Source organism: Bacillus sp. CFBP9009 (assembly GCF_036541465.1).
In the GTDB taxonomy this organism is placed as follows: Bacteria; Bacillota; Bacilli; order Bacillales; family DSM-1321; genus Peribacillus.
Genome location: NZ_JAZHFU010000008.1, coordinates 151,303 through 176,353 on the forward strand (window position 1 = coordinate 151,303; position 25,051 = coordinate 176,353).

A 25,051-nucleotide genomic window follows, 5' to 3' on the forward strand; every position below is an offset into this window, starting at 1 on the left:
TAGTTGAAAAGAGTGAAAGTTAAATTGTACCTTTCATTCTAATTACTTTCACACCTAACTCAGATTTAAGTTCTAGCATTGCTTTTTTTAAAAAGCTATTGCTTGCTTGTTACTTGGTGACACACGAAGGTGGTATTCATCAACTCCATTGTTTTTAAAGAACTTCAATCATAAATCACCCAATTAGTTCAATATCTATCTCCTTAAACTTTTGAATTATATTTGATGTTTTCCTTATTTTCCGTACCCATTTGCTTATAAACAATATTAAGTACTTTTCCCTTGGTTCCAAAAGAAAAAGCGATTACCTGGTATAGGAACCGCCTTCAACTATCTTTGCAAAGTCATCAAGAGTAGTTGAATACTTGATATAAATTCGTGGTAAAAGATAAAGTTCGTCATTAATGCCCTTCTCAGAAAATAGTTCAGGAGTTGTCGTAAGTCCAAACAAATAATATTTCTTCGTTTCTTCTACGACTTTGTCATTGAAAATTCCGTATGGATACGCAAGAGCATTAACTGGTTTGCCTGTTATTTTTTGAATTTTATCTTTGGACCCTTTCAGTTCATATTCATAATTTTTTATTTCCGTCAAATCAGGATGTGTAGCAGTATGAGACTGGATTGAGATTATACCCGAATCAGCCATCATTTTTAAATCCGATTTCGATAATCGGTTTGAACGACCGATAAAGTCAGAAATAACAAAAATGGTACCACTTGGTTTAAAACGTTCGTTTTCAAGTTTTTGAAAGATAGCAAATGCATTCAGATTGTTTTTGTATCCGTCATCAAAGGTAATGAAAATGGGTTTATTTTCTTTATAAATGTCTTGCCAACGATCAAAAGTTAATAATGTGTAGCCATGGTCTTTTAAATAAATCATTTGTTTCTGGAAATTATCAGGAGTTACATATAGCTCCTTAGAACCCTGCCCAGTAAACTCGTCAATCGAATGATAAATTAAAATAGGTACTTTTCGTTGAGCAAAAACTTGTGATGGAAGAATTAAGATAAGAAGACATAGGAAAAACATTACAACCTTTTTCATAAAATTCCTCGCTTTGCATCCTTTTTATATCTTTTCAATTTATTGTGCCTCAAAAGCATAGTTCTATTATGATTTCTCCCATATTTGATTCTATCTCCCATTGATCAATGATGACTTTGATAATCCCAAATGAAAAACTAATTTCTTAAAACACTAAGGAATCGGACTAACTGCCACATTAGCTCTATAAGAAAAAGAGCTGCCAAAGCAACTCCCTTAATGAAGTAAAGCACCCTTTAGTTGAAGAAAATTTGTACTATTTAATCCTTAATATCATCTTTATAAGGGTTTCCATACATATACATATCAATATCAAATTCAGCTTTTACACTATTTGCAAATTCAATCTGCTCATTATCAAGATACAAACCAGGTGTATCTCCATTTTCCATTATAATTACAATGAAGATTTTACACTCCAGTTTATAGTCCACCTTTAACTGATTTATTATAACTGTTTTATTTTTTAATGGTTTCAAAATCTGGTCAATTTGTTCCTTCATATCATAGGACTCTTGATAGCTAGTATCTAAGTTCCAAGCTGTTTCTTTTCGATACAAAGGAAGTCGCGGTTATAATAATTACAAAGGAAGTCGCGGTTATAATAATTGCTTCGATTAATGAGTTCACCTCTTATGTAGGTAAGCGTAGGTGTTATTCCTAACTTATCCGTTACTTTTTCACTTGGAAATTCATCACCAATAAACTGAAGTACACCCTAACTTGAGTTTTCTTCATTTGAAATATTGCCTCCATTAGTTCTCATTTATATAGAATGTATTATATACTCTTGTTGAACTCCCTCAGTTTGAATTTCTTTACACCATACTGGATTTTCAATCCTTTTTCCACCCCATCCCTAAACCACTGTACATCTTTTATTGTTTGGTAACGGAACTTTTGTTGAAATTCTAGACTCTTAATTACAAACAATTATAGTAAGTAACCGTACGTAACTATTGAACAAATATCAATTATCAGTGAACGTTTTAGGCGCTAAATCACCATTTTTTTCAATTTTTCATGCTATTAGACGCTTCATATTTTTTTACACCTTTCTGACAAATAAAGATCATACGGGGTGATTGCCGTGAATTAAAACAACTTGCATCATAGTGACCCAGGATGTTCTGAACGACAAGTCCATGTGAATTTAGCATAGAAAGCATTTTTTCTTTATGATATAACTTAATAACCTCTTCATATCGTTTTTCATCGTTACCGGATTTAATGATGATTTTTTTATGTACATGTCCCCCTACTATCCTCCTATATTGAATCAGTTCCACTGATCCAACTTCCTCTCTTGAATACGGAATAAGGTTTTCTTCAACAAATGTAGGATTAAGATAATCCATAATAAAGTAACCTCCTTCCTTCAAAGAATGGCTTATTCCCTCAATCACCTTCTCATTGTCATCATCACTGTCAAAATAACCAAAGCTTGTAAACATATTTACAACGAGATCCATTTCCTTTCGAAACGGAATCTTCCTCATGTCACACCTCATATATTGAATAGGCATGTTCAATGACAGGTGGATAGCCTCTTGAAGAAGGGGTGCGGAGAGATCCACTCCAGTAACTCTCCAACCAAGCTGAGCAAGGTAGCGAGAATGTCTTCCGTAACCACAGCACAAATCCAGAACGGATTGACCTTTCTTCCAGGGAATTAATTCAAGTAGATCCTTCAACTCACTACCTGCTTCACTGTGCCTATGTTGATAAATTTTTATATAGTCAGTTTGAAAATGTTCTTCATACCACGCGTTCATTTCCAGTTCACTCTCCTAATCTATCTTTTAAAAATTTAAAGGAATTTATTTTAATCTCAAAACGAAATTATTACGATTTATAACCCACTCTATAATTTAAAAATTGATTAATCTTATTTATTACAAATTCATTTCCTCACTCTGCTTATATCCTCTATCTTAAATCTTTTCGTATTTCCCTCACTACATGAGATATCTCAGGAATAATAATCTTTTCCATGGCTAATTTGACCGCCCCACTAGATCCCGGCATAGAAAAAATGGCTGTATCATGGGAAACGCCAGCAATAGATCTACTTAAAATCGCTGCAGATCCAATATCCTCTAAATAACTTAACATCCGGAATATCTCACCAAATCCTGTAAGTTGCTTCTCTACCAAACTTTGAACAGCCTCAATTGTAACGTCTCGGTTTGCTATGCCTGTTCCTCCATTCAACAATACGACATCAATTCGTTTGTCTAAACATCCTGCCTTTATAGCTTCATAGATAGCCTCATGGTCATCTGTCACAATTTCATAATCTTGTATAGAGTATAAAGCATCCTCTAACATCTTGATCATCAAGCTCCCACTTTTATCTGTCTCTTTTGAACGTGTGTCACTTACTGTGATGACTTTACAATTCACCTTTTTAGGCGCTTCTTCCTTATGTAGTTTAACACTCATTATTTTCCCTCTTTTCTTTGAATGTATGAACTAATGAAAGTTTCAATATAGCTGACATAATTTAAAATTCTAAGGCTGGAGTAAACCTAAAAATCAATCAAATTCTTTAAATTTCCATTTTGTTTTCAGACTCTCATCCTCAGACTCCTCATCACGATCGACTTGGCTCTCAGTTGCTTTAATTTGACCATAGTATTTTCCTATGTAAGAAGTAGTTTCTTGATCCAAAGAAGCTAAAACTACCTGGCATATCCGTCTCCCTGCCTTTAACTCAATTGGCACACGGTTTGCATTGTAAAGTTCTAATGTAATATGTCCCTCAAATCCAGGATTAACCCATCCAGCATTTTGAATAAACAAACCTAACCTTCCAATAGAGCTTCTGCCTTCGACGAAAGCAGACATATTATTTGGTAACTTAATAACTTCCATGGTCGTTCCTATTACAAAAGCATGAGGCGGAATAATAATATGATCTTTGTAAATTTCTTTATAAGCAGCTGGTTTGTCCAGTGAAATAAGAGGTGTGGAATATTCATCAATCGTCAAAAAATGATTTCCTAGACGCAAATCTATAGAAGCTGGTTGTAGTTGGGATTGTTTCAGTGGTTCAATGATAAGCTCTTGCTCCTTCATCTTCTTTAAGATTGTTTTATTAGACAGAATCACAATAGTGGTACCCCCCGAATCCATAATTTCTGATATTGCGATGATCGTTATAAGCTTTCCTGACGTATTCTTTTCTTAATTTTTCTATTGAAATTTACTACTAATTTGTGAACAAGAAAACCAATAAATAAGATGATGACCAATAATAAAGTAATGGTAGCGCCTGGTGGAGTTCCTAATGTATAGGAAGAGACCAATCCCAAAAAGATACTAAACATGGCAATAAGAACAGCAGTCACAATTACCACTTTAAAACCTTTCATGAATCTTATCGCAAATGCAGCTGGCAAGACCAATAGAGCTGAAACTAAAAGAACTCCGATCGTTGGTATAATGACTGAAATAGCTAAACCAACCAAAATACTAAAGGACAGGGACAATAGGTTTGTATTGATGCCACTTGTAAAGGCAGTATCTTCATCAAATGTCATTAAATATAACGGTCGCTTTAAAAAAAAGAAATAGAGGAGTGTAATTGTGGTTACTCCGCCCATGACATAAAGCTGTTCCCGGCTGATCGTTACTATGGACCCAAATAAATATTGCTCGATATTGGTTGTCATTCCGCCTTCACTTAGACTTAATAAAAATAAGGCGAATGACAATCCTGCAGCCATTAGAATAGCAATTGAAACCTCTGAATACGTTCGATATGCTTGCCTCATGTATTCAATACCTATTGCCCCTACTATTACGACAAGAATACTAGATAACGTAATATCTGTATGAATAAAGAAACCGATGGCTACCCCAGCCAGAGATATATGGGACAATGTATCCGCCATTAAAGCTTGTTTTCTTAATACTAGGAATACTCCTAAAATAGGAGCAAAAATGGAAATTAATCCACCTGCCCAAAATGCTCGCTGCATGAATTCCAAGTTAAACATTTCCATCCACCTTGCTCCCCCCTCTCTAAGCGAAGAATTTTATCCAAATATCCCTGCACTTCATCCTGTTCGTGCGTGACCATCACAACGGTCCGATGATGTTTTTTTACTTGATGGTACATAAATTCATAAAACCCTTTTCTACTCTCAGCATCCATTCCTGTTGTCGGTTCGTCCAATACCAATAAGTCTGGATCGGTAGCGAGCACTCTCGCTATAATAATTTTCTGTTTTTGACCTCCAGATAAGGCGCCAATTTTGTGATGACGAAACTCCCACATTCCTACCATTTTCAAGGAATTTTCTATTTTTTCTTCATCTTCATGATTTAATCTTTTTAACCATCTGCCCTTAAGGAATCTTCCAGATCGTACCAGCTCTATAACTGTACTTGGAAAACCCGTATTAAAAGAGGCGATTTGTTGAGGAACGTACCCAATTGTAAGACGTTTTCCTTCGGCGTTTTTTTTACTTATTGTAATCGTGCCTTCCCAAGGCTTTAGTAATCCTAGCATTACTCGTAGCATCGTTGATTTGGAAGCTCCGTTGGGTCCCGTAATTCCAACAAACTCTCCACTCTGTATCTCAAAGGATACCCCATTTAATGAAGGGGAATGGGAATAACCAAAAACAATATTATGCAAAGAAACGAGTTTCATTTTTCCACTCCTCTCTGAAATGATTATAAAAAGTGTGCGTCCTTTCCTACTCAAGGCGCACACTTTTTAAGGTTAATTCAGCATAGTTCTATTTATTCACAAAATATTTTTCAAGAGACTTTAAGTTATTCTTCATAACTTCAATATAACTTAGGCCTTTCTCTTGATCTTCCTTACTTAACCCCTCTAACGTATTTAATACCTCTGTTTCAGCTCCCAGTTCTCCAGCTAATGTTTGGGCAACCTTAGGAGAAGTAGTTTCTTCAAAGTAAATTACGTTAATTTGTTGCTCCTTAGCAAATTCCTTGAGTTCAGCAAGTTTTGCTGGACTTGGCTCTTCTGATGGAGATAGTCCTGCAATGGGAACCTGTGTAAGACCATATTCTTTTGCTAAATATCCAAAAGCAGCATGTTGTGTAATCATTTCTTTATTGGAAGCTTTATCGAGCGTTGTACGGTAAAGTTCATCTAACTCTTTCAATTGTTCGATATAGTCTAGACTATTGCTTTCATAATAATCCTTGTTTTCCGGATCTTGTTTGACTATCGCATCAGTGATCGTTTGAACTTCCTTTTGAGCAAGTACTGGGCTTAACCATACATGCGGATCTAACTGTTTATGGTCTTCATCATGATGGTCTGATTCCTCGTTATCGTTATCGTGATCTGACTCCTCTTCGGTTCCTTCCATTAAAGGAATCCTCTCACTTGCTTCTATAAATAGTGGTCCGTCTTTATCCAAACTTTTTTGGATAGGAGAAAGCCATGTTTCCATAAATGGACTGTTATAAACAAGAAAATCTGCTTTTTGAATCGCTGCCATATCATTAGGAGTAGGCTGCCAATCATGGGGTTCAATATTTGATGGAACCAAGAGGTCCACTTGGGCCTTATCTTTTGTAATGTTTTTAGTAAATTCATACATAGGATAAAAGGTCGTGACGATATGTATTTTTTCATTTGCAGACTCTTTTTCCTCCGAATTGTTAACCTCTTCTTCATGGCTACATCCCATCATGACTGTAAAACAAACCAAGGCTACTAATATTGCTCTTACTTTATATAGATTCATTTTTCTCCCCTTTTCTTTGATCAAACCCAATTGTACATCTCTCTCACAAATCGTAATTATTACGTTTTATGAGAAGCCATTGATAATTTATCACTTTTTCAAAAAAAGAACAAGTGTATTTTTAAAAAAGGGAAATAAATATCTATTGTTTAAAACGACCACAGTGACAAAAAAAGTTCTAAAATCTTGATGTTCATATTAAGTTCAAATGTACTTAACATGGATCTCTTTCCATCAATGAATTGTGGTACACCTACCTTGTAGAAACGTTTCATTCACTTTATAATTATAAATCGTAATCATTACTTTTTAAGCAACTTACTAAATACTTATTTACTAATCAGGATGAAGTTAGACTTTGTTACGCCAATTAATAGTTGAGGGGATGATTCAATGAGAAGTGTGGAGATTTATATTCTAGCAGGCTTTTTAGGAGCAGGTAAAACGACTCTGCTTCAAAGGATTATGAATGAGGAACAAGTAAATAACAGGAAAGTGGCTGTAATTATGAATGAAATGGGACAAGTCTCGATAGATTCAGATGCGGTTCCAAAAAATGTTCCTTTAAAAGAATTACTAAATGGCTGTATTTGCTGTACACTATCAGATAAACTCGAAGTCCAATTATCCGAACTCCTAAATCAGTTTGAATTGGATGCGATTTACATTGAAACGACTGGGGTTGCCCATCCAGTTGAAGTGTTAGACGCCTGTTTATCTCCTCTGCTAGCTGACAAGGTAAGGATACATTCGATTATTACTCTATTAGATGCTGCCTGTTGGATGGATCGCCATAATTTAAAGATTACTCTTCGAAAGCTAATTACGGAGCAAGTCAAACATGCTGATACCATCGTATTGAATAAAATTGATCGAATTTCAGATGAAAGCCAGAGGATTATTGAAAGGGAATTATCCATGATTAATCCAACTGGTAAGATTATTCCTACGAGATTTGCCAATATCAACTTGAGTACGATCCAATTTGTCGATAGAAAAGGACAAGATGAACATGAGCAAACACATGCTATTGATCACCTGCATATCAAGACTTATGTTCATACCTTCTCTCACCCTATTAACGAGAAATTATTTGAAGATTTCTTAAAAATAATGCCTGACTCAATTTATCGAATTAAGGGGTATATCCGTTTTACTGGTAAACAGGAAACATTTCTCTTCCAATATGCTTATGGCATGCCCTTCCATACAAAATCAGGTTTAAAGGTGAACAATATTCTAGTGTTTATTGGGGATGGATTAGATCACTGTTACCTACAGAAAACACTGAATAATTTAGAGAAAAATAGCATGTCCTTGGACCATTAACTTTTGCTGAACGTTTTAGTATTTGCACATGGCTTAAAAAAGGGTTAAAATAATATCATTCAAATCGTAATGATTACGCTTTGTGCGATCATACAATATTTATATGAGAAAGGAGAAAACGATGTGGCAAATAAATCGAAGGCGGAAAAAACAGAAGCAACACCGAGAAAAGTAAATACAGGCATCAAATATCATTAGATATAGCTCTACTGAAAATACTTACTCTGTAATTAAGTGAATTTTCGTTTAGAATGTTAAAAATGAGACAATAATTTATTTTAAATCGTAATTATTACGATTTATCTGGAGGGAAAATTAAATATGGCCACATGGAATTTAAGTAATACGAAGCATCATGTTTTCATTTGTAACGGTAGCAGCTGTACTGAGGTCGGGTCAGAAGAACTAACTCAAGCAATTCGGAAAGAAATCTCAGACCGACAGGTAGACGACACCATTCACACAACTCGCACACGTTGTAATGGAAGGTGCCATGATAAGTGCGTTGTCATCGCCTACCCCAAAGGAACATGGTATAAGGATTTAAAACCTGAAGATGCCTCCCCCTTTGTCGATTCACTCCTTGCTAATGAGGATTATACAGAGAAAGTAAGCCACTCATTTCTTGGGGACGGTTTTGAACGCGCAGAAGGAGTTGTCGCCGGGGTAACAAAAGACAAGGAAAAAGTAATCAGAGTATCAAAAATAAAATAAATGGAGAGAAAAAATATGACTTTGATAGAAACAAACAAAATCCCGGTCACCATTCTGACTGGATATTTAGGTGCAGGTAAAACTACGCTTTTAAATCGGATCCTAACAGAAAAGCACAATCAAAAGATCGCGGTTATCGTTAATGAGTATGGGGAAGTTGGAATAGACAACCAGTTAGTAGTTGATGCTGATGAGGAGATCTTGGAGATGAACAATGGTTGCATCTGTTGTACGGTTCGTGGGGATTTAATTCGCATCCTAAGAACTTTGGTTTTTTCAAGTGAACAGGGGGAGACAAAATTCAATCGTGTTTTGATTGAGACAACAGGTCTAGCTGATCCGGCACCTGTTGCTCAAACCTTTTTTATGGATGAATTACTATCCGAAAAATTCGAAGTGGACAGTATTGTCACTGTAGTAGATAGCAAGCATGTTACAAAGCATTTGGATAGTCATGATGAGGCACAAGAACAAATTGCTTTCGCTGATGTGATTATTCTAAATAAAACAGATTTAGTATCTGATGACGACCTGAATACGTTGGAGCGAAGAATTACCAACATGAACCCTGCAGCTAAGAGAATGCATGCTCAAAATTGCAATATAAATTTAAGAGATATTTTAGGAATTAATACGTTCGATGTGAATCGTAAGCTTGAAATTGACCCTCATTTCTTAGAAGATCATCACCATCACCATCATGATGATAAGGTATCATCTATTGCCTTTCGTGAAGAGAAGCCACTCGATTTCGATAAGATAAATGAATGGATGAGTTACCTTGTTCAAGAAAAAGGGGAAGATCTATTACGATATAAGGGAATACTTCATATACAAGGAATCCAACAACGAATAGTATTCCAGGGACTTCATATGTTATTTTCAGGAAGACCAGATCGGAAATGGAAAGACAGCGAAACAAGACTAAGTGAACTTGTTTTTATTGGAAAGGACTTAAATAAAGAAGAGTTAGAGCAGCAATTTAAAAATTGCATTGCGAACTAACATAATTGTTTTTTTATTACACTACCAATAATCTAATTTTACGTGTAAAAGAAAAGTACCCGATTTAATCTCTACATTCACAATGAAATGGGAACTTCCTTCCTTACTATACTGGATAACCTTTGTCGACAAGTTATCAAAGATCATTATGAACAAAGAGAAATTTTGAAGAATTAACAGGAGAATTTGTACGGAAAGGACTTTATTTATTGACCTTGAACATAATCAAGTTCATAAAGCAGCCTTCTTGGTGAAGGCTGCAGCATTAGTATGGCATCTGCATCTATGATAACAGAACTTATCGAAAACAAGTCCCTAAAAGAGATTTCTCGCTAAGAGAATTTGAGCAGTTAATTCGGAATGGAGTTATACCAAATGGGGTAGATTTAGGTGATAGTTTATCTCTACAAGGAGTCCTTCAGTAAAAGCAAGACATAATTGTGCATTAATGACTTGGCAAGCATTAGATAAAATTTTAAAAGATGAGAAGGAATACGATGCTCTTTCGTTTATGTATCATACTTAACCATTAACATCTTTATACGGTATTAGTGGTTTCCATATACGAAGATCCTTTCAGGTATCCGTCTTGTTCATACCCCTTCTCTTTCTAAGTTTGGAAGGAAAATTATCTGTATTGGTATTGGAAATTATCTAACAACTTTGGAGCATCTTCCCTCACATATTATCGCAGAGACATCACCTAAACTAGGGCTAAAAACTCTATGAAGTTTTTTGCAAGATGCAATAGATAAATCAGCGCTATTATTTATGTGTCATCATCCATACCCGGGATTTGGACATATAGACTTCAAAGAACGTTTTATTTCAGATTTAAAACAAAGAAAAACTAAATGGGGATGAATTTCTTGAATTTAGAAATATATCTAGATTACATAAAAGATAATGGTTACAGATGCACCCCTCAACGATCGAGTATATTATCTTATTTTATAGGACAAAAAAACAGATTTGTGACAGCCAAATCTGTAACAGATCATTTACAAAATAAAATGGGAAATGTCAGTTCTGATACCGTGTATCGAAACCTTCACTTGTTCAAGGACATCGGTATCATCGATCTTACTTTTCAGGATGGGGAGAGCCTATTCCATTTAAAAAATGAAATTAATACTCATGAATATAAGTTCATTTGTACAGAATGTGGGAATACGACCGATCTAAACTTGTGTCCAATGGAAAAAATGGATACCTCCCTTAATGATTACTTAATTTATGATCATAAGTTTGAAGTTTACGGAGTTTGTCCATCTTGTTTGGAATAGACTTTAATATTAGTACAATGTTTTCATTAAATGATATCAATTTACTCTATGTAACTATTACCATATACTTTTTTAAAATTAATTTACAATGTTTCAATTGCAAGGTATTAAATAATATGATAACACCCAATATCCAATATCTTGTATTGCGAGATATTGGTAACCAGTGCATATTTAAACTCCTTGTTCGAAGCTTTTTTCTCTAATCTTAATGTACGAAAATAGGAAGGATCGTATATTCACAAGGCTACTTTAAAGGGTCATATAATGGAATAAAGTAATTGTTTGCATATGACTTTCCCCCATTAGTGGAACAAAATAAAGCTGTCCCATAGACAGCTCCTATCTTTAGCCTACACACCCTTTAGTTCAAGATCTTTATTTGACTTGACTACCCATCAAAATATCCTTTAACTGGCTTACACTTTTGACAATATGAGTAGGGTTTGAATGACTTAGTTCTTCAAATGAACCATATCCATAAGTTACTCCAATAGAGTTAATTCCAGTGTTATTTGCACCAATAATATCGTGCTTCCTGTCGCCAATCATAATAAAGTCACTAGGCGTATGTTCCTTGTCCTTATCTAGTATGTATTGTATTATTTCAGTTTTTGATGCTCTTGTTCCATCAAGATTACTTCCGACAATAAGTTCAAAATATTGGTCAATATTAAAGTACTTTAGTATTTGTTCAGCAAATACAGTAGGCTTTAAAGTTGCTACAACTAAAGTAAATTGTTGTTCTTTTAACGATTTCAATAGTAATGCAATATTTGAATATAACTCATTCTCAAACATTCCCTTTTCCTTAAACCTTTCCCTATATAATTCAACTTCCACCGCTTTTTTTTTTAACAACCGCTTATATAAACAAAAAATCGCGATGCACCTAGACCTCCTAAGCCAGGTGTACCGCGATTTGTTCACAATCCGAAACAATACGATGAAGACTAAATGTTATATATATCCTCTTCGTTTGGTAGAGAAGAAATCGCTCCTACCTTCGTACACACGACGGCACCTACTTTATTTGCAAAAAGAATGATCTCTTTAAGTTTACTAAAATCACTAAGAATTGTGTCATAGGACTCAAGATTTGCAAATTGAAATAAAGCAGCACCGACAAATGCATCACCAGCACCAGTTGAGTCAATTGAATTTACTTCGACGCTGTTTATTACACTCATTCCACTTCCATTTGAAAGAAGAGTGCCTTCCCATCCAAGGGTAACAGCCACTATTTTTGCCCCTAAATGATGGAGCATTGCTATTCCATCATATTTATCCATTTTTCCCGTGATTAGTTCAAGCTCTACTTCGCTTACTTTTACAAAGTCAGCCATTGATATACCCTTTCTGGCTAAACTAATAAATTCAGCCACTCTATTTTTCCATAAATCATCTCGGAAGTTAGGGTCAAACGAAAGAAATATCCCCCTATTTTGTGCAAATTCCATTGCCTTTAAATAAGTTGTTTTAAAAGGGTTTTCCAGAAATGCAGTTGCAGATCCAAAGTGAATGATCTTTGCACCACTTAATCTATCCATGTATAAGTTATCCTCTGTTAAATTTCGATCCGCTCCTCTATTGAATACAAAATCCCTTTCACCATTTGCTTGTAAAGAAACAAATGCTAAAGTAGTTGGTGCTAAATCATCAGTAACAATCATCGATGTATCAACCCCCACCTCTTTTATCGTTTCTATTAAAAATAATCCAAATGGGTCATTTCCTACTTTTCCAATAAGACTCGCTTCCCCACCTAGCTTTGAAATAGCAGCTGCGACATTCGCTGGTGCGCCCCCGGCTTTCTTTAGAAAATGATTACCTTCTATTAAATTAACATCAATATCTGTACAATAAAAATCGATCAAAAGCTCCCCAACGCATATGACTGCGCGGTTTGTTTTTTTCATTTACATTACACTCTCCATTCTTGTAATTTAAGTAAAATGAAAGGCTATCGATCATTTTCGACAGCCTTCATAAACTCTTACTATCAACCCTTCTTTAATAGGATTCAAATTTAGTCTTTATCTTTTCCATATACTCTTTAAAGGGTATATTTTCAAAGACTTTAGCGTAACTTCTCCACCCTTGCTATAAATTTGTAATCCTTTACTTGATGGATCCGGGAAAATTTGATCAGAAATAACCGTTTCACCTTTGTTTCCAAACACTTCTACAGCAGATCGGTCAATGAAAATATGCATTTTCACAGTCCCATTTAATGCATTTAACGGTCCGTCATGCTTACCGACCACATTGTTCCCATAATCAAAGCTTCCTGAATTTGAACGGTCTACGAATAATTGTTTGGTGGCAACATCATAGCCAATAGTCGTATATTCAGTTGCTCCTTTACGAACTTGAAAGCCGAATTCAGTTGCTTTTATATCATCTACATCAAACTCAGCTATCATTTCAAATGTATCTTCTGATAGTTTGGATAGGAGATTACTTTCACCAGATATGACTTTATTTTTATATGAAATTTTTTCACTCTTATCTCGAATGGTTTTTAAAGAAACTGGTGTTTGTTTTAAACGTAAACCTTCATCTGTCTGAGTTAGCTCCATCTTTCTTGGCAATGTCGTTGAACTTCTCCAAGTCGAAGTTGGTGTATTATTTGCATACAGCCAATTACTCATCCAGCCAATCCAATATTTTTCGCCATTCTTACCATCAATTCCGCTCCAATCTACTGCGGCATAATAATCTGCCCCGTAGTCAGTCCATAACACTTGATCGGAAGAATTTTCATTTTTAAACGTTTTCCCGTCAAAGGTACCTACAAAATATTGCATACCTGACCCGCCTGCAGGAGCGCCATCATTAATGCTTACCTGTAGTACCCATTTTGTTTTTGAAGGGTCACCATCAATTGGTAATTCGATTAGAGTAGGACATTCCCAAATCCCTCCGTTACTACCATGAGTAGAAGGTATCCACTCTCCAGAAACAGCAGACCAGTCTGTAAGGATGCCGCTTTCTTTCGAATCGTCTTTCTCAGGCTCTTTGGCAACTTGGTCTACTTCATTTGGCATGGCCCCTTCATTATAAACATTAACATCATCCATGTTTAAATGACCCCAACCACCTGTAGCATGGTCTACAGCTTTAATATATAACACTTCTCCAATGTATTTAGAAGCATCCCAGACGTATTTTTGATATTTTTCTTCTTTAAATTTGGTATTGGCTTGTCGAATTAATTCTTGATCATCAGAGGCTCTCACTAACGAAACATAGCGGTTGTTGATATCATTACCACCGCCCAACAGAAAGTTGATTTCTCCAGAGCCACCTAGTTTAAAATATGAGGAGTGCAGTTCACCTGTTGCGTCATCTCCCTTTTGAAGATCAGTAAACCCCCATAGGTGGTAGTTTCCTTGGTGGCCGAAATCCCCTCCCCAGTAAGATGGTACATTTGTCACATGATCTTTTGTGAAAGCATTACCTTCGATTGTACTCCACCCAGTTAGATCACCTGTCTCAAAATCATGATTAGTAACTTCCTTCTCATTTGTCATGATGTTCTTACCAACTTGAACATCTTGGAATAACGTGGATGAATTCCAAACATTCAAGCCAAAATGCCCTGACGAAAAAGTTGAATCATTTACATCATGAATGAGATTACCATCTAAAAAAATTTTAATATTTTTTCCATGAGTGCTTGCTTTTAAATGGTACCTTTTATCTGTATCTAGATTTATTGTTTTTTCAGCTAGAATGGATATGTCTCCATTTTCAATTTTCATGATTTTTATTGTATCGTTTAAAGCATCGACATTCGCCATATAACCATTTGTTGCATTAGGATCTGCACGAAAAACGAGCGAGCCAGCTCCGTTGCCACCTTTTTCCCCAGATATCTCAATGTTTGCTTCATAAAAAAAGTTATCCCCTGTTTGACCACTCATTACAAAAGCATCCTCCGTAGAGGCTCCACTTTTTCCGTCCATCGTGTTCTCCCAGCTTCCGTTTACATCTGTCCATTTTGATAAATTGGTTTCAAAGTTAGATGTATTCTTGAACTCCACATTTCGAAAGGCAGCCGTTGAATTCCACGCTGACAATCCATAGTATCCATAATCGAATTCTATATCTGTTTTTTTTATAACGGATTGATCGTTTACAGAGACTTGAATTTGATCCCCATCTGTTTCCACCTTCACATGGTAGGTAGTTGAAGTTTTGAGGGTAAAAGGTTTTCTCGCAATTTCCTCGTTTGTTCCATCTACATTCTTACTTAATGTTATGACATCGTTTTTGGCATCTAAGCTCGCAACATAGCCGTTCTTTGCACTCCTGTCTGACCGAAAAACTAAACCGCCTGCCCCTTCTCTCCCATTCTTCTCATTAAGGGTAATATCTCCCTCATAGCTAAATGATTCACCTGTCTGGGATGACATGGTATAAGAAGTTCTGTCTAAGCTATTTGCTTGTATTCCACCATCTTCGCCGAATTCACTTGCATACTCCCACTCTTTTAAATTAGGTGAGGTATAAAACATGATCTTATCCTTAGCCGCTAACGACATAACCCATTGGTTTGATTCTTCATGCCAAAATACTTTAGGATCGCGCCAATCTTGTATAGGAGGGTCTGGCATTACGGGATTCCCTTTATACTTTTCCCAAGTTCTTCCTTTATCTAGGCTATACGCTATACTTTGGACTTGCTTATCCCCTGCATGCGTAAAGATGGCAACCATTGCTTCTTTTCCAAAGCCAGCTGTATTGTTCCAATCAATAACAGCACTCCCCGAGAAAATCTGACCGTTTTCATCCGGCGATAAAGCAATCGGCAAATGCTCCCAATTAACAAGATCTTTACTGACAGCATGCCCCCAATGCATCGGTCCCCATGTCGTTCCATACGGATGATATTGATAAAACAAATGATATTCACCTTTATAAAAAACCATACCATTCGGGTCATTCATCCAGTTAGCTTCAGGAGAAAAATGAAATTGATTACGGTATGGTTCATTATAATACCCAGGGTCTTCTGCATATGCACGATTAAATGGTAAACAAGTGACAGTTGAACATATTAGTAGAATACTAATGATCCTCTTCACTTTTATTTCACATCCCTTTTTTAAAATCTAAAATGACATATGATCGTTATGCTGGACTATTTCCGCGCAATCGATCTAATAAAACGGCTGCTACAATAACTCCACCTTTTACAACTAACTGCCAATAATAGTTGACATCCATTAGAGTTAACCCATTACTGATTACCCCCATAATTAAAACCCCAATAATTGTTCCTATTATTTTCCCTTTTCCACCTGTTAAACTTGTTCCTCCTAGAATAACAGCAGCAATTGCGTCTAACTCATACATTTGACCAGCAGTTGGCTGTCCAGAAAACAACCTTCCCGCTAAAACGACTCCTCCTAAACCAGCTAGTAAACCACTAATCGAATACACATTGATTAAAGACTTTTCAACCTTAATTCCAGTTAACCGAGCTGCCTCTTCATTGCCACCAATCGCATAAATATGACGACCGAACATCGTATATTTAAGAACAAAAAACATCACAACATATACTAAAGACATGATATAAATAGGAGTGGGGATTCCGAAAATACTTCCACCACCGATGAATTTAAATGTTTCGTTTTGTAAAACAATTGGATAACCGCCACTAATGACATAAGCGAGTCCACGAACATATGTGAAGCTGCCTAGTGTAACAATAAATGCTGGTAACTTTGCTTTGGCTGTAAGAAACCCATTAATCAGTCCTACTGCATACCCTACTAGTACGCCTGATAACATCGCAATTATAGGATTAACTCCTGCAGAAGAGACCATGACTGAGATAACGCCAGATAGAGCAACTGTTGCACCAACTGATAAATCAATACCACCAGTTAAAATAACGATTGTCATCCCAGCAGCTAAAATAGCAATAATGGAAACTTGTTTTAATACATTCAATAAATTGGCTGTATCTAAAAAATTTGGTGCTGTAAATGAAAGTACTACACACAATAATAATAAAATCATGATCATGCCAAGCCTATTCCATAAAGAATAAAGGACATTTCCTATATTTAGGCGTTGTGAATGTGTAATAGTTTGCGTATTCCCTCTCATATCTCTCTCCCCCCTATGGTAGCTAAACGCATAATAGTTTCCTGTGTAGCTTCTTCCTTCGAAAGCTCGCCTGTTAACCTTCCTTCACTCATGACAAGTATTCGATCACTTACCCCCAATACTTCAGGAAGTTCAGATGATATCATTAAAACGGCCAATCCTTCATCTGCAAGCTTTGAAACAATCTTGTGGATTTCAGTCTTGGCACCTATATCAACCCCTCGTGTTGGCTCATCCAGTAGTAATACCTTTGGTGCAATTGATAGCCACCTAGCGATCACTACCTTTTGTTGATTCCCACCACTTAAGTTTGATACTTGCTGTTCTGGGGAAGCTATTTTTATATTTAAGTCTTCAATATATTGGTTAGCGCTTTCATTTGCTTGCTTCCAACTAACAATTCCTGCTTTAGCGTGTTTTTTCAATTCAGCCATTATGATGTTTTCTTTTACGGACATTGATAAAAATAACCCTTGTTCTTTCCTGCTTTCAGGTACATGTGCAATCCTATTAGCAATAGCATCTATTGAGGATTTGATTTTAACAGATTGACCATCAACCAATATTTCGCCACTTTTCAACTCGGACAAACCGAAAATGGCCCTAACCAATTCTGTTCTGCCAGCACCAACAAGCCCCGCTAAACCAACAATTTCACCTGGGTAAATTTTTAAAGATACATTCTTTACAATTGTGTTATCAGAAACATTTTTCAATTCAAGTACAGGTGAAACTTCCTTTGGATTTTTTGTGCCAAAGGCTTTTGACCGATTAAACAAGTCCTTTAAATCCCGTCCTACCATCAGCTTTACGAGATGATCAGGATTTGTCTCTTCAATCGGCCCACTTGCAATCCATTCGCCGTCACGTAATACAGTGAACCTATTAGAAATTTTAAAGATTTCTTCCATTCTGTGAGAGATATATACAATGGCAACTCCCTGCTTTTTCAAATCATCAATAATTTCAAACAGCTTTTTTATTTCTTTATCTGTTAAAGAGGCGGTTGGTTCATCCATTATGAGTACCTCTGCATTAAAGGATAATGCTCGGGCGATCTCGACCATTTGTTGTTGAGCAACACTTAAGGTCGAAACCAATTGGCGTGGATTTAGATTCGACCCCATTGAATCTAACACCTCTTGGGCACGTTCATGGACCTTATCCCATTTCACCATTCCTAAACCATTTCTAGGAAAGGTGGAACCCATTAAGATATTTTCACTTATTGTTAAATTAGGAGAAAGGTTTAGCTCCTGATGAATAACACTAATTCCTTTGTTCCTTGCATCAGTAGGGTCCTTCCATAAAATTGGTTGACCTTTCAAGTAGATTTTCCCACCATTGTCATCAGGTGTATGAATGCCTGCGAGGATTTTCATGAAAGTTGACTTTCCAGCGCCATTCTCTCCCATTAATGCATGTACTTCACCTGGATAAAGTTCAATCCTCACATTGTTCAATACGGTTACACTCGAGAACGTCTTACCAATCCCTTCCATATTCAACACTGGCTTTTTTAGACTTTGTTGGCCTTTAAGGGACATTTCATTGACAGCCATACCTTTATCTCACCCCTATTTTTTTGATTTGAATAGGCTGATTAAAGGAGGAATCCTTATCAGCCTATTTATTGAAAGATTCTTACCAACCTTGGTAAGAATCTAATGTATCTTGAGTTACAATCTCAACTGGAACTTTAATAAGCTCCTCAACTTTTTCACCAGTTTTCACTTTCATTCCGATTTCAACAGCTTTTTTGATCATGTTACTAGGTGACTGAGCTGAAGTAGCAGCAATTGTACTTCCTTCCTTTGCCATTGCTTCTGTGGCTTCAGGAGCACCGTCCACTCCGACAATGAAAAATTCATCTTTACGATTCGCTTGCTCTTGAGCAATTTCAACACCAATTGCTTCTGGATCATTAATCGCAAATACAGCGTCAATAGAGCCTGATGAATTAGCTTGTAAAATACTTTCCATCACCGTTAATGCCTTTTCGCGATTCCCTTCTCCATTTTGCTTCGCGATAACTTTAATTTCGGAATCCTTTATTGCATCTTCAAATCCTTGAATACGATCAGATACAGCCGAAACAGGAGGTCCATCAATAATAACTATTTTTCCTTTTCCATCTAATTTTTCAATCACATATTCTCCGGCCAGTTTACCAGCTTGATAGTTGTCTGAAGTAACAGTGGCATCGACACCACCTTCAGCATTGGTATCTACAGCAACTACTGGAATATCAGCCGCTTTGGCCTGTTGAACAGCTGCCGCAATTCCTTTTGTATCAACAGCATTTAAAAGAATGATATCTACCTTTTTCGTAATAAAGTTTTCAATTTGAGCTGCTTGTTTGGCTAAATCATATTCAGCGCTTTCAACTAGAACTTCAGCACCTAATTCTTTTCCTGCTTCTTCAGCACCTTTAGCCATGGAGACGAAGAAAGGGTTTGCTAAACTACCCACCGCTACACCGATCGTTAATTGTTTGTTACCTTTTTGTCCTTCGTTACCGTCTGTTGATCCATTTGATGATTCACTAGCCCCACTACATGCCGTCATCGTGGCAATTACAAACGCCAAAACTAGTATCCCTATTACTTTTACATAATTCACCATATTAGTCCCCCCTAGTTTTTGAAGATGAAAATAATTAGCTACTGAACGAGAAATTGTTACCGCTCTCAATCTCTTAAACTAGATCACCTCCTTAAATGAATATTTTTGGTTGAAACAATGGAAGTATGGTTGATTTTGATAGTTTTTCACATTGACTATTTATTGATAACGCTTTCATCCCTTGTAAAACAATATGATTACCCTTTACACATTAGAATTATAATTGATTGATTTTGGTTGTTTTTGATTGATTTTGATTATATTAGAGCTGTTTGTAATTGTCAACGGTTCCAATTATTACAAAAAATATATTAATAACATAAAATATTAAACGTTTCAAATGGAATGTTTAATACATGGAGCAGATTTTCCCTCATTGTTAATTGGCCACATTACAATAAATCAAGCATTCTTTATTATATTGATAAAACAAAGGAGAAAATTTTCAATAAAATAATTTCAGAATCTTCAAAAAAATCTGGTATTCTAAATGTCTGAATCAGACAGTTTGAATACCAGCTTTCCTTCAACGATAGCAAATTTAGTTTTTAGTCCCTCACAATAATTATCTCCGTTTTCTCCTTATATTTTCCTAACGTTATTGTACCTTCCTCATTCGTAATAACTTTTGTCTGGTTTAAATCTGCAAACTTAGAAAATGATACTTCTCCAAATTTTGTATGATCTGCTAATACAAAGGCCTCACGTGACAAAAAGATGGCTCTTTCTTTTATTTGCGCCTCTTCTGGATCTGGGGTAGTCAATCCAAAATTATAATGAATAGCGTTCGCACCCATGAAACACTTATCAAATCTGTATTTTTTTATACTTTCGTATGCATAACGTCCAACTGTTGCTTTGGTAATCTTTTTAACAAACCCACCAATAAAATATGTACATATTTCATTTTCAAGTAATGCATCTAAATGATCAATTCCGTTTGTAATGACAACGATATCTTTTTGTCTTAAATGTTTGATCATCTGATACGTTGTTGTTCCAGCATCAAGATAAACACAGTCGCCGTCCAAAATTAGTTCTGCCGCATATTTTGCTATCTTAGCTTTTTCCTCAAGGTTCTGCGTTATTTTCTCAAACACACTTGGTTCGTCTCGTTTACTTTGTAAAAGTGAAGCTCCACCATGTACACGTTTTAAGTAGTTCTGCTTTTCTAATTGATCTAGATCACGACGCAAAGTAGATTCTGAAGTATTTGTTAATTCTACTAGCTCATGAATCTTAACATTCTCCTTTTCTTTTAATAGCTTTATAATTAATTGATGCCGTTCCGTAATAAGCATGATATCTCCTCCTCGTATTACACTTCTATTTAAAGGTTCTTCGTGTATTCTAGTTTAATTAATTTTAGTATATAGAATTTTGCAGTGACATGTGAGAACTATTAGGGGTACCCCCATAAGAAAAAGGAGCCGTTGATCAGCTCCTGGTAATGAAATAACGCAACTGTTTGTTGAATAAACAATTTAAAATCCATTACCCTGGAATATTATTCTCATTAATTCAACAGCCATAAAGTAAACTAAACCAACAAATATACTAAGACCTAAAGCTAATTTTCTCCAAAGTCCTTTCTCACTGAGAAAAGAGAAAGAGAAAGATATAATGATTCCACATATCGTCAATACACGAAAAGTTGTTACTCCAGGGTCAATTACTTGTGTTATAGTTCCAGCAAAGAAACAAATCAACCCTAATCCATAGACTAACTAATTAACGCTCTCCTCTTTTTTTAAACGATTGAGCAGGGTCTTCTTAAGTATTGTCATTTTTCATTTTTAAAGAAACTTATTTTCATGGTAGTTCATTAAGAAAAGCGATTCTTATTAAAGAATCGCGCCCTTTAATTGAAGAATACTTTACTAATATTAGTTAGTATTGCTGTTAACTAATTGCAAAAATATCAGGTGAAAACTCAATGGTATTGTTGCTTTAAATAAAGTTTGATCAAATTGATACTAATAACCTTGATAAACGAACAAAAAGAAAAAGCGCGTTTTGAAAAAAGATTGATCAAAATACGCTAATAATATAATTAATGAATCATTCTTTTATTAAAAAAACTTGCCGTAACTTGGTTAATAGAATTACAGCTGCAATCGATTTTATAGATTGGGCTCTATACAAACCCCCTTTATTCACGGAGACTGACATGATTGATAAAACTGGAATTTTGATAAATTTATTTTAATAATGATAATATCATCGCTACAGAATTATCTACAAATGAACGCTCTGGACGAGATTTCATTAACACGGTAAGTCCGATTAATGAAACGACTAGTGTCTGTGCTAAAACTTTAGCATTAAGGCTGCTTTCGAGCTCACCTGAGCGAATACCTCGGACAATCGTTTCTTGAAATATGATCGAAAGATACATCTGATGCTCTCTTGTAAGGATTTCAAATTTTTCATCGTGAGGGGCAAGTTCCACTATTGTATTAATGCAAAAACATCCCTTGTTCGGACTTTCTTTATATTCCTCTTCCACCAAATCTTCAAAAAATGTGTGAAATGCTTCCTTTACAGATAGATTGTTTTGAAGTTTTGTTCGAATATGGGAAGCATGTAGCTTTGTATATTTGCGTAATGCAGCCTCAAACAATTCCTCTTTGTCTCCAAAAGCTGAGTATAAGCTTGGTCGTTGTATCCCCATTTTGGCAGTCAAATCGCTTAGCGAAGTAGCTTTGTACCCCTTCTCCCAAAAAAGCAACATAGCATCATCCAACGCTTTTTCCTCATCAAATTCACGTTGTCGAACCATATAAATACCTCATTTCAAAAAACAAAATTTCTTCACTAGATAATTAATCTTGTTTTTGATTCTTTTTTATTTGCTCAATGATTCCGAATCTGTCCACTTGAATCCAGTATTCCACTATTTTTCGATCCTCTATTCGGTATACGGCACTACCTATTTCAATAACCTCTTTATTTGTAGGCAGATAATCCTCATACTCTCCAATATGCATTCCTGTCTGCTTCCATCTGACATGAACTTTTTGATTTTGAGAAATTAATTCTTGAATTTCTATTTTAAAATTCCCCCATGAATCTATCATTTCTCTTATATGATCAGCATAATTCTCAGGTGACCTTATAATTGTCACCATGCTTTCTGAATTCACTTGATGTGCTCTTACCTCTTTCGCCATAAAAACCTTAGCTTGTTCGGGAGTGCAACCTGATCTGACAACTTCAAAGAAGCTTTTTATAATCTGTTCGTTTGTCTGTAGGAATTTTGGAGCTGGTGAATCGCCCCCAGATATTTCAGTTAATTCGTTATGCCCCGGTAATTGATTCAATTCATCTAATGTCCTTTCCTTATCAATTTGCCGAATTCGAGTCATGGATAATTAATCCTCCTTTTAATTACCAATCGGTATATTATGATTTTATTTAATTAAAGTCCTATTGTCAAATTGTGATGATTCTTTCAAGAGCAGCGTTCAAATAACTGCATAACTTACTTGACATCAAAACGTTTTGTTGGTTATCCTTATTAGGAATTATTTTATACCGAACGATATATTATACTGTTAAGTACAAAAAAAGAGGGGGGTAAGTAATGGTAAAGGTGAAGGTTAAAGAAAAAACAACAATTAAAGATGAAGATCATGATACGAAAACAGATCAATTACAAATAGTATCCGGATCAACCATGACTCGCTATATGGCACTATTGTTTGCCACAGCCTGTGGGATGGCTGTCGCCAACATATACTATGCACAACCGTTGCTAGACTCACTGGCGACCGAGTTCGGTATCGCCCATTCATCCATCGGCATTGTCATTACCATTACTCAGCTTTGTTACGCGCTAGGACTGCTACTGCTGGTACCGCTCGGTGATCTACTGAATCGACGTCGGCTAATCGTCGGTCAGATGCTTTTATCCGTGTTGTCTCTGATTGTGGTTGGCATCGCCCCCATCATCACAGTGCTGTTCACGGGGTTAGCTGCGGTCGGACTGCTTGCTGTGGTGACTCAGGTGCTCGTAGCGTTCGCATCGACTTTGGCTGCCCCAGCCGAGCGTGGACGTATAGTTGGCTTGGTGCAAAGTGGAGTCGTGATCGGCATTCTGCTCGCACGAACATTCGCTGGTGTACTAACCGATCTCGCCGGTTGGCGTTCGGTCTATCTAGTTTCTGCCGCCATGATGCTCATCATGACTGGCGTGTTGTTCCGAGTACTCCCGCGTGATAAAAGCGAAAGAGAGTCACTATCCTATCCGCAGCTGCTTCGTTCGGTGCTCACATTGTTCTTGCAAGAACGAATCCTACGCATCCGCGGAGTACTGGCTCTGCTGGTTTTTACCGCGTTTAGTACATTATGGACTTCGCTGGTGCTACCTCTCAGTGCTCCACCATACTCTCTTTCACATACCGCTATTGGAGCGTTTGGTCTTGCTGGAGTTGCCGGAGCATTAGCTGCTGCTCGTGCTGGGGGTCTGGCTGATCGAGGTTTAGGGCAGCGAACAACCTGCATAGCCCTAGTTTTATTGCTAGCATCATGGTTTCTAATCAGCTTTACCGAACACTCACTGATCGCATTAGTCATTGGCGTTATCTTTCTTGACCTGGCTGTGCAAGCAGTACATGTCACCAATCAGAGTATGATTTTCACAGTGCGTCCTGAGGCGAGAAGCCGACTTACTGCTGCTTACATGATCTTTTATTCCATCGGCAGTGCCATGGGTTCAATTGTTTCAACCAATATATACGCAAACTATGGATGGATCGGAGTATGTCTATTTGGTGCCTCTGTCAGCGCTTTGGCCCTTTTGTATTGGGTAATAACCTACCGTCTAACGGAGCAGATTAGACAGAAATAATACCGATTTTTATGTAGGTTTGAAATTTTTCAAGACCTAAAATCTTACAAAGTTACAAAAAGGGGTGATACATATTAGTCATGTATAATATGTATCACCCTTTTACTTCTTGTTCAACAAACACATGCTTATGTACAGAGTTTTTTCAAAGCAGTGCAGCTTTATTTCAAATATACACTTATTCAATTAAATGGCCCAATTGTTGAACAAAGATTAAACAGTACTCTTCAACTCCCTCAGTTTAATACGATTTTCTCACAAATACTCGCTTATTCGCAGGATTTCATCACCATTGAATTTAAGTTCACGGTTAAATGGAGTGATTTCA

General features: G+C 36.2%; 24 protein-coding genes and 1 pseudogene. 7 read left to right on the forward strand and 18 right to left on the reverse strand.

Going from position 1 to position 25,051, the window contains the following annotated elements; genetic code table 11:
* Positions 1–304: 304 nt before the first annotated feature.
* The 8 genes from V3595_RS19050 to V3595_RS19085 all read right to left on the reverse strand — a co-directional run bounded on the left by V3595_RS19050 (position 305) and on the right by V3595_RS19085 (position 6,786).
* Entirely contained in the window at positions 305–1,051 is a 747-nt protein-coding gene (locus tag V3595_RS19050) for a polysaccharide deacetylase family protein (RefSeq protein WP_485908770.1), read from the reverse strand.
* Positions 1,052–1,311: 260 nt separating this feature from the next.
* Positions 1,312–1,611, reverse strand: a complete 300-nt coding sequence (locus tag V3595_RS19055) for a DUF4279 domain-containing protein (RefSeq protein WP_485908771.1) — start codon at positions 1,609–1,611, stop codon at positions 1,312–1,314.
* A gap of 453 nt (positions 1,612–2,064) precedes the next feature.
* Positions 2,065–2,826, reverse strand: coding sequence for a class I SAM-dependent methyltransferase (locus tag V3595_RS19060; RefSeq protein WP_485908772.1), 762 nt, complete (start codon positions 2,824–2,826; stop codon positions 2,065–2,067).
* Between the two features lie 154 nt (positions 2,827–2,980).
* Positions 2,981–3,496, reverse strand: a complete 516-nt coding sequence (locus V3595_RS19065) for a MogA/MoaB family molybdenum cofactor biosynthesis protein (protein WP_485908773.1) — start codon at positions 3,494–3,496, stop codon at positions 2,981–2,983.
* A 93-nt stretch (positions 3,497–3,589) separates the two neighbouring features.
* Positions 3,590–4,165, reverse strand: coding sequence for a dCTP deaminase (dcd, locus tag V3595_RS19070; RefSeq protein ID WP_485908774.1), 576 nt, complete (start codon positions 4,163–4,165; stop codon positions 3,590–3,592).
* Positions 4,166–4,212: 47 nt separating this feature from the next.
* Positions 4,213–5,061 carry a metal ABC transporter permease gene (locus V3595_RS19075; protein ID WP_485908775.1) on the reverse strand — a complete coding sequence of 283 codons (849 nt, stop codon included), beginning with the start codon at positions 5,059–5,061 and terminating at the stop codon, positions 4,213–4,215.
* Positions 5,007–5,714, reverse strand: a complete 708-nt coding sequence (locus V3595_RS19080; protein ID WP_485908776.1) for a metal ABC transporter ATP-binding protein — start codon at positions 5,712–5,714, stop codon at positions 5,007–5,009. The genes V3595_RS19075 and V3595_RS19080 overlap by 55 nt, the downstream gene beginning before the upstream one ends.
* 88 nt (positions 5,715–5,802) lie before the next feature.
* On the reverse strand, positions 5,803–6,786 hold the full coding sequence (locus V3595_RS19085; protein WP_485908794.1) for a metal ABC transporter substrate-binding protein: 984 nt from the start codon (positions 6,784–6,786) through the stop codon (positions 5,803–5,805).
* Between the two features lie 393 nt (positions 6,787–7,179).
* Here V3595_RS19085 and V3595_RS19090 point away from each other — a divergent pair, with 393 nt between their 5' ends.
* The 6 genes from V3595_RS19090 (at position 7,180) to V3595_RS19115 (ending at position 11,120) form a co-directional block, all read left to right on the forward strand.
* Entirely contained in the window at positions 7,180–8,115 is a 936-nt protein-coding gene (locus V3595_RS19090; protein ID WP_485908777.1) for a CobW family GTP-binding protein, read from the forward strand.
* Between the two features lie 69 nt (positions 8,116–8,184).
* The gene (locus tag V3595_RS19095) at positions 8,185–8,313 is read left to right on the forward strand and encodes a hypothetical protein (protein ID WP_485908778.1); all 129 of its coding nucleotides are present in this window, start codon (positions 8,185–8,187) and stop codon (positions 8,311–8,313) included.
* 123 nt (positions 8,314–8,436) lie between these two features.
* Entirely contained in the window at positions 8,437–8,829 is a 393-nt protein-coding gene (locus V3595_RS19100; protein ID WP_485908779.1) for a (2Fe-2S) ferredoxin domain-containing protein, read from the forward strand.
* 15 nt (positions 8,830–8,844) lie between these two features.
* A complete protein-coding gene (locus V3595_RS19105) occupies positions 8,845–9,834 on the forward strand; it encodes a CobW family GTP-binding protein (protein WP_485908780.1) in 990 nt (329 codons plus the stop codon).
* A gap of 270 nt (positions 9,835–10,104) precedes the next feature.
* Positions 10,105–10,170 carry a hypothetical protein gene (locus V3595_RS19110; RefSeq protein WP_485908795.1) on the forward strand — a complete coding sequence of 22 codons (66 nt, stop codon included), beginning with the start codon at positions 10,105–10,107 and terminating at the stop codon, positions 10,168–10,170.
* Positions 10,171–10,694: 524 nt separating this feature from the next.
* The gene (locus V3595_RS19115; RefSeq protein WP_485908781.1) at positions 10,695–11,120 is read left to right on the forward strand and encodes a Fur family transcriptional regulator; all 426 of its coding nucleotides are present in this window, start codon (positions 10,695–10,697) and stop codon (positions 11,118–11,120) included.
* Positions 11,121–11,498: 378 nt separating this feature from the next.
* On the opposite strand, the gene V3595_RS19120 is transcribed toward V3595_RS19115, so the two are convergent.
* From V3595_RS19120 to V3595_RS19165, 10 genes and pseudogenes are all read right to left on the reverse strand, one after another.
* A complete protein-coding gene (locus V3595_RS19120; RefSeq protein WP_485908782.1) occupies positions 11,499–11,981 on the reverse strand; it encodes an HAD hydrolase-like protein in 483 nt (160 codons plus the stop codon).
* Positions 11,982–12,073: 92 nt separating this feature from the next.
* Entirely contained in the window at positions 12,074–13,039 is a 966-nt protein-coding gene (locus V3595_RS19125; RefSeq protein WP_485908783.1) for a carbohydrate kinase family protein, read from the reverse strand.
* Positions 13,040–13,156: 117 nt separating this feature from the next.
* A complete protein-coding gene (locus V3595_RS19130; RefSeq protein WP_485908796.1) occupies positions 13,157–15,091 on the reverse strand; it encodes a glycoside hydrolase family 32 protein in 1,935 nt (644 codons plus the stop codon).
* A 78-nt stretch (positions 15,092–15,169) separates the two neighbouring features.
* Positions 15,170–16,204, reverse strand: a pseudogene (locus tag V3595_RS19135) (glycoside hydrolase family 32 protein); the annotation flags it as partial.
* A gap of 55 nt (positions 16,205–16,259) precedes the next feature.
* Positions 16,260–17,162, reverse strand: coding sequence for an ABC transporter permease (locus V3595_RS19140; RefSeq protein ID WP_225988884.1), 903 nt, complete (start codon positions 17,160–17,162; stop codon positions 16,260–16,262).
* An 80-nt stretch (positions 17,163–17,242) separates the two neighbouring features.
* On the reverse strand, positions 17,243–18,808 hold the full coding sequence (locus V3595_RS19145) for a sugar ABC transporter ATP-binding protein (RefSeq protein ID WP_137020677.1): 1,566 nt from the start codon (positions 18,806–18,808) through the stop codon (positions 17,243–17,245).
* Positions 18,809–18,890: 82 nt separating this feature from the next.
* Entirely contained in the window at positions 18,891–19,871 is a 981-nt protein-coding gene (locus V3595_RS19150) for a substrate-binding domain-containing protein (RefSeq protein ID WP_241665200.1), read from the reverse strand.
* A gap of 548 nt (positions 19,872–20,419) precedes the next feature.
* Complete coding sequence (locus V3595_RS19155) at positions 20,420–21,172, reverse strand: DeoR/GlpR family DNA-binding transcription regulator (protein WP_485908784.1); 753 nt, start codon at positions 21,170–21,172, stop codon at positions 20,420–20,422.
* Between the two features lie 899 nt (positions 21,173–22,071).
* A complete protein-coding gene (locus V3595_RS19160) occupies positions 22,072–22,653 on the reverse strand; it encodes a TetR/AcrR family transcriptional regulator (protein ID WP_289323193.1) in 582 nt (193 codons plus the stop codon).
* Positions 22,654–22,696: 43 nt separating this feature from the next.
* Positions 22,697–23,194 (reverse strand): ester cyclase, encoded by a 498-nt coding sequence (locus tag V3595_RS19165; RefSeq protein WP_485908785.1) that lies wholly within the window; start codon positions 23,192–23,194, stop codon positions 22,697–22,699.
* Between the two features lie 263 nt (positions 23,195–23,457).
* Between V3595_RS19165 and V3595_RS19170 the strand changes: the two genes are divergently transcribed.
* On the forward strand, positions 23,458–24,723 hold the full coding sequence (locus tag V3595_RS19170; protein WP_485908786.1) for an MFS transporter: 1,266 nt from the start codon (positions 23,458–23,460) through the stop codon (positions 24,721–24,723).
* The last annotated feature ends 328 nt before the right edge of the window (positions 24,724–25,051 follow it).

Bases quoted from the DNA above. Each gene is read 5' to 3' on its own strand.
- V3595_RS19160 (WP_289323193.1), bottom strand. From the start codon at position 22,653: ATGGTTCGACAACGTGAATTTGATGAGGAAAAAGCGTTGGATGATGCT.
- V3595_RS19125 (WP_485908783.1), bottom strand. From the start codon at position 13,039: ATGAAAAAAACAAACCGCGCAGTCATATGCGTTGGGGAGCTTTTGATC.
- V3595_RS19155 (WP_485908784.1), bottom strand. From the start codon at position 21,172: ATGCTTATTACGGAACGGCATCAATTAATTATAAAGCTATTAAAAGAA.
- V3595_RS19050 (WP_485908770.1), bottom strand. From the start codon at position 1,051: ATGAAAAAGGTTGTAATGTTTTTCCTATGTCTTCTTATCTTAATTCTT.
- V3595_RS19105 (WP_485908780.1), top strand. From the start codon at position 8,845: ATGACTTTGATAGAAACAAACAAAATCCCGGTCACCATTCTGACTGGA.
- V3595_RS19080 (WP_485908776.1), bottom strand. From the start codon at position 5,714: ATGAAACTCGTTTCTTTGCATAATATTGTTTTTGGTTATTCCCATTCC.
- V3595_RS19170 (WP_485908786.1), top strand. From the start codon at position 23,458: ATGGTAAAGGTGAAGGTTAAAGAAAAAACAACAATTAAAGATGAAGAT.
- V3595_RS19095 (WP_485908778.1), top strand. From the start codon at position 8,185: ATGATTACGCTTTGTGCGATCATACAATATTTATATGAGAAAGGAGAA.
- V3595_RS19090 (WP_485908777.1), top strand. From the start codon at position 7,180: ATGAGAAGTGTGGAGATTTATATTCTAGCAGGCTTTTTAGGAGCAGGT.
- V3595_RS19075 (WP_485908775.1), bottom strand. From the start codon at position 5,061: ATGGAAATGTTTAACTTGGAATTCATGCAGCGAGCATTTTGGGCAGGT.
- V3595_RS19140 (WP_225988884.1), bottom strand. From the start codon at position 17,162: ATGATCATGATTTTATTATTATTGTGTGTAGTACTTTCATTTACAGCA.
- V3595_RS19100 (WP_485908779.1), top strand. From the start codon at position 8,437: ATGGCCACATGGAATTTAAGTAATACGAAGCATCATGTTTTCATTTGT.
- V3595_RS19130 (WP_485908796.1), bottom strand. From the start codon at position 15,091: ATGGACGGAAAAAGTGGAGCCTCTACGGAGGATGCTTTTGTAATGAGT.
- V3595_RS19145 (WP_137020677.1), bottom strand. From the start codon at position 18,808: ATGGCTGTCAATGAAATGTCCCTTAAAGGCCAACAAAGTCTAAAAAAG.
- V3595_RS19085 (WP_485908794.1), bottom strand. From the start codon at position 6,786: ATGAATCTATATAAAGTAAGAGCAATATTAGTAGCCTTGGTTTGTTTT.
- V3595_RS19060 (WP_485908772.1), bottom strand. From the start codon at position 2,826: ATGAACGCGTGGTATGAAGAACATTTTCAAACTGACTATATAAAAATT.
- V3595_RS19150 (WP_241665200.1), bottom strand. From the start codon at position 19,871: ATGGTGAATTATGTAAAAGTAATAGGGATACTAGTTTTGGCGTTTGTA.
- V3595_RS19065 (WP_485908773.1), bottom strand. From the start codon at position 3,496: ATGAGTGTTAAACTACATAAGGAAGAAGCGCCTAAAAAGGTGAATTGT.
- V3595_RS19115 (WP_485908781.1), top strand. From the start codon at position 10,695: ATGAATTTCTTGAATTTAGAAATATATCTAGATTACATAAAAGATAAT.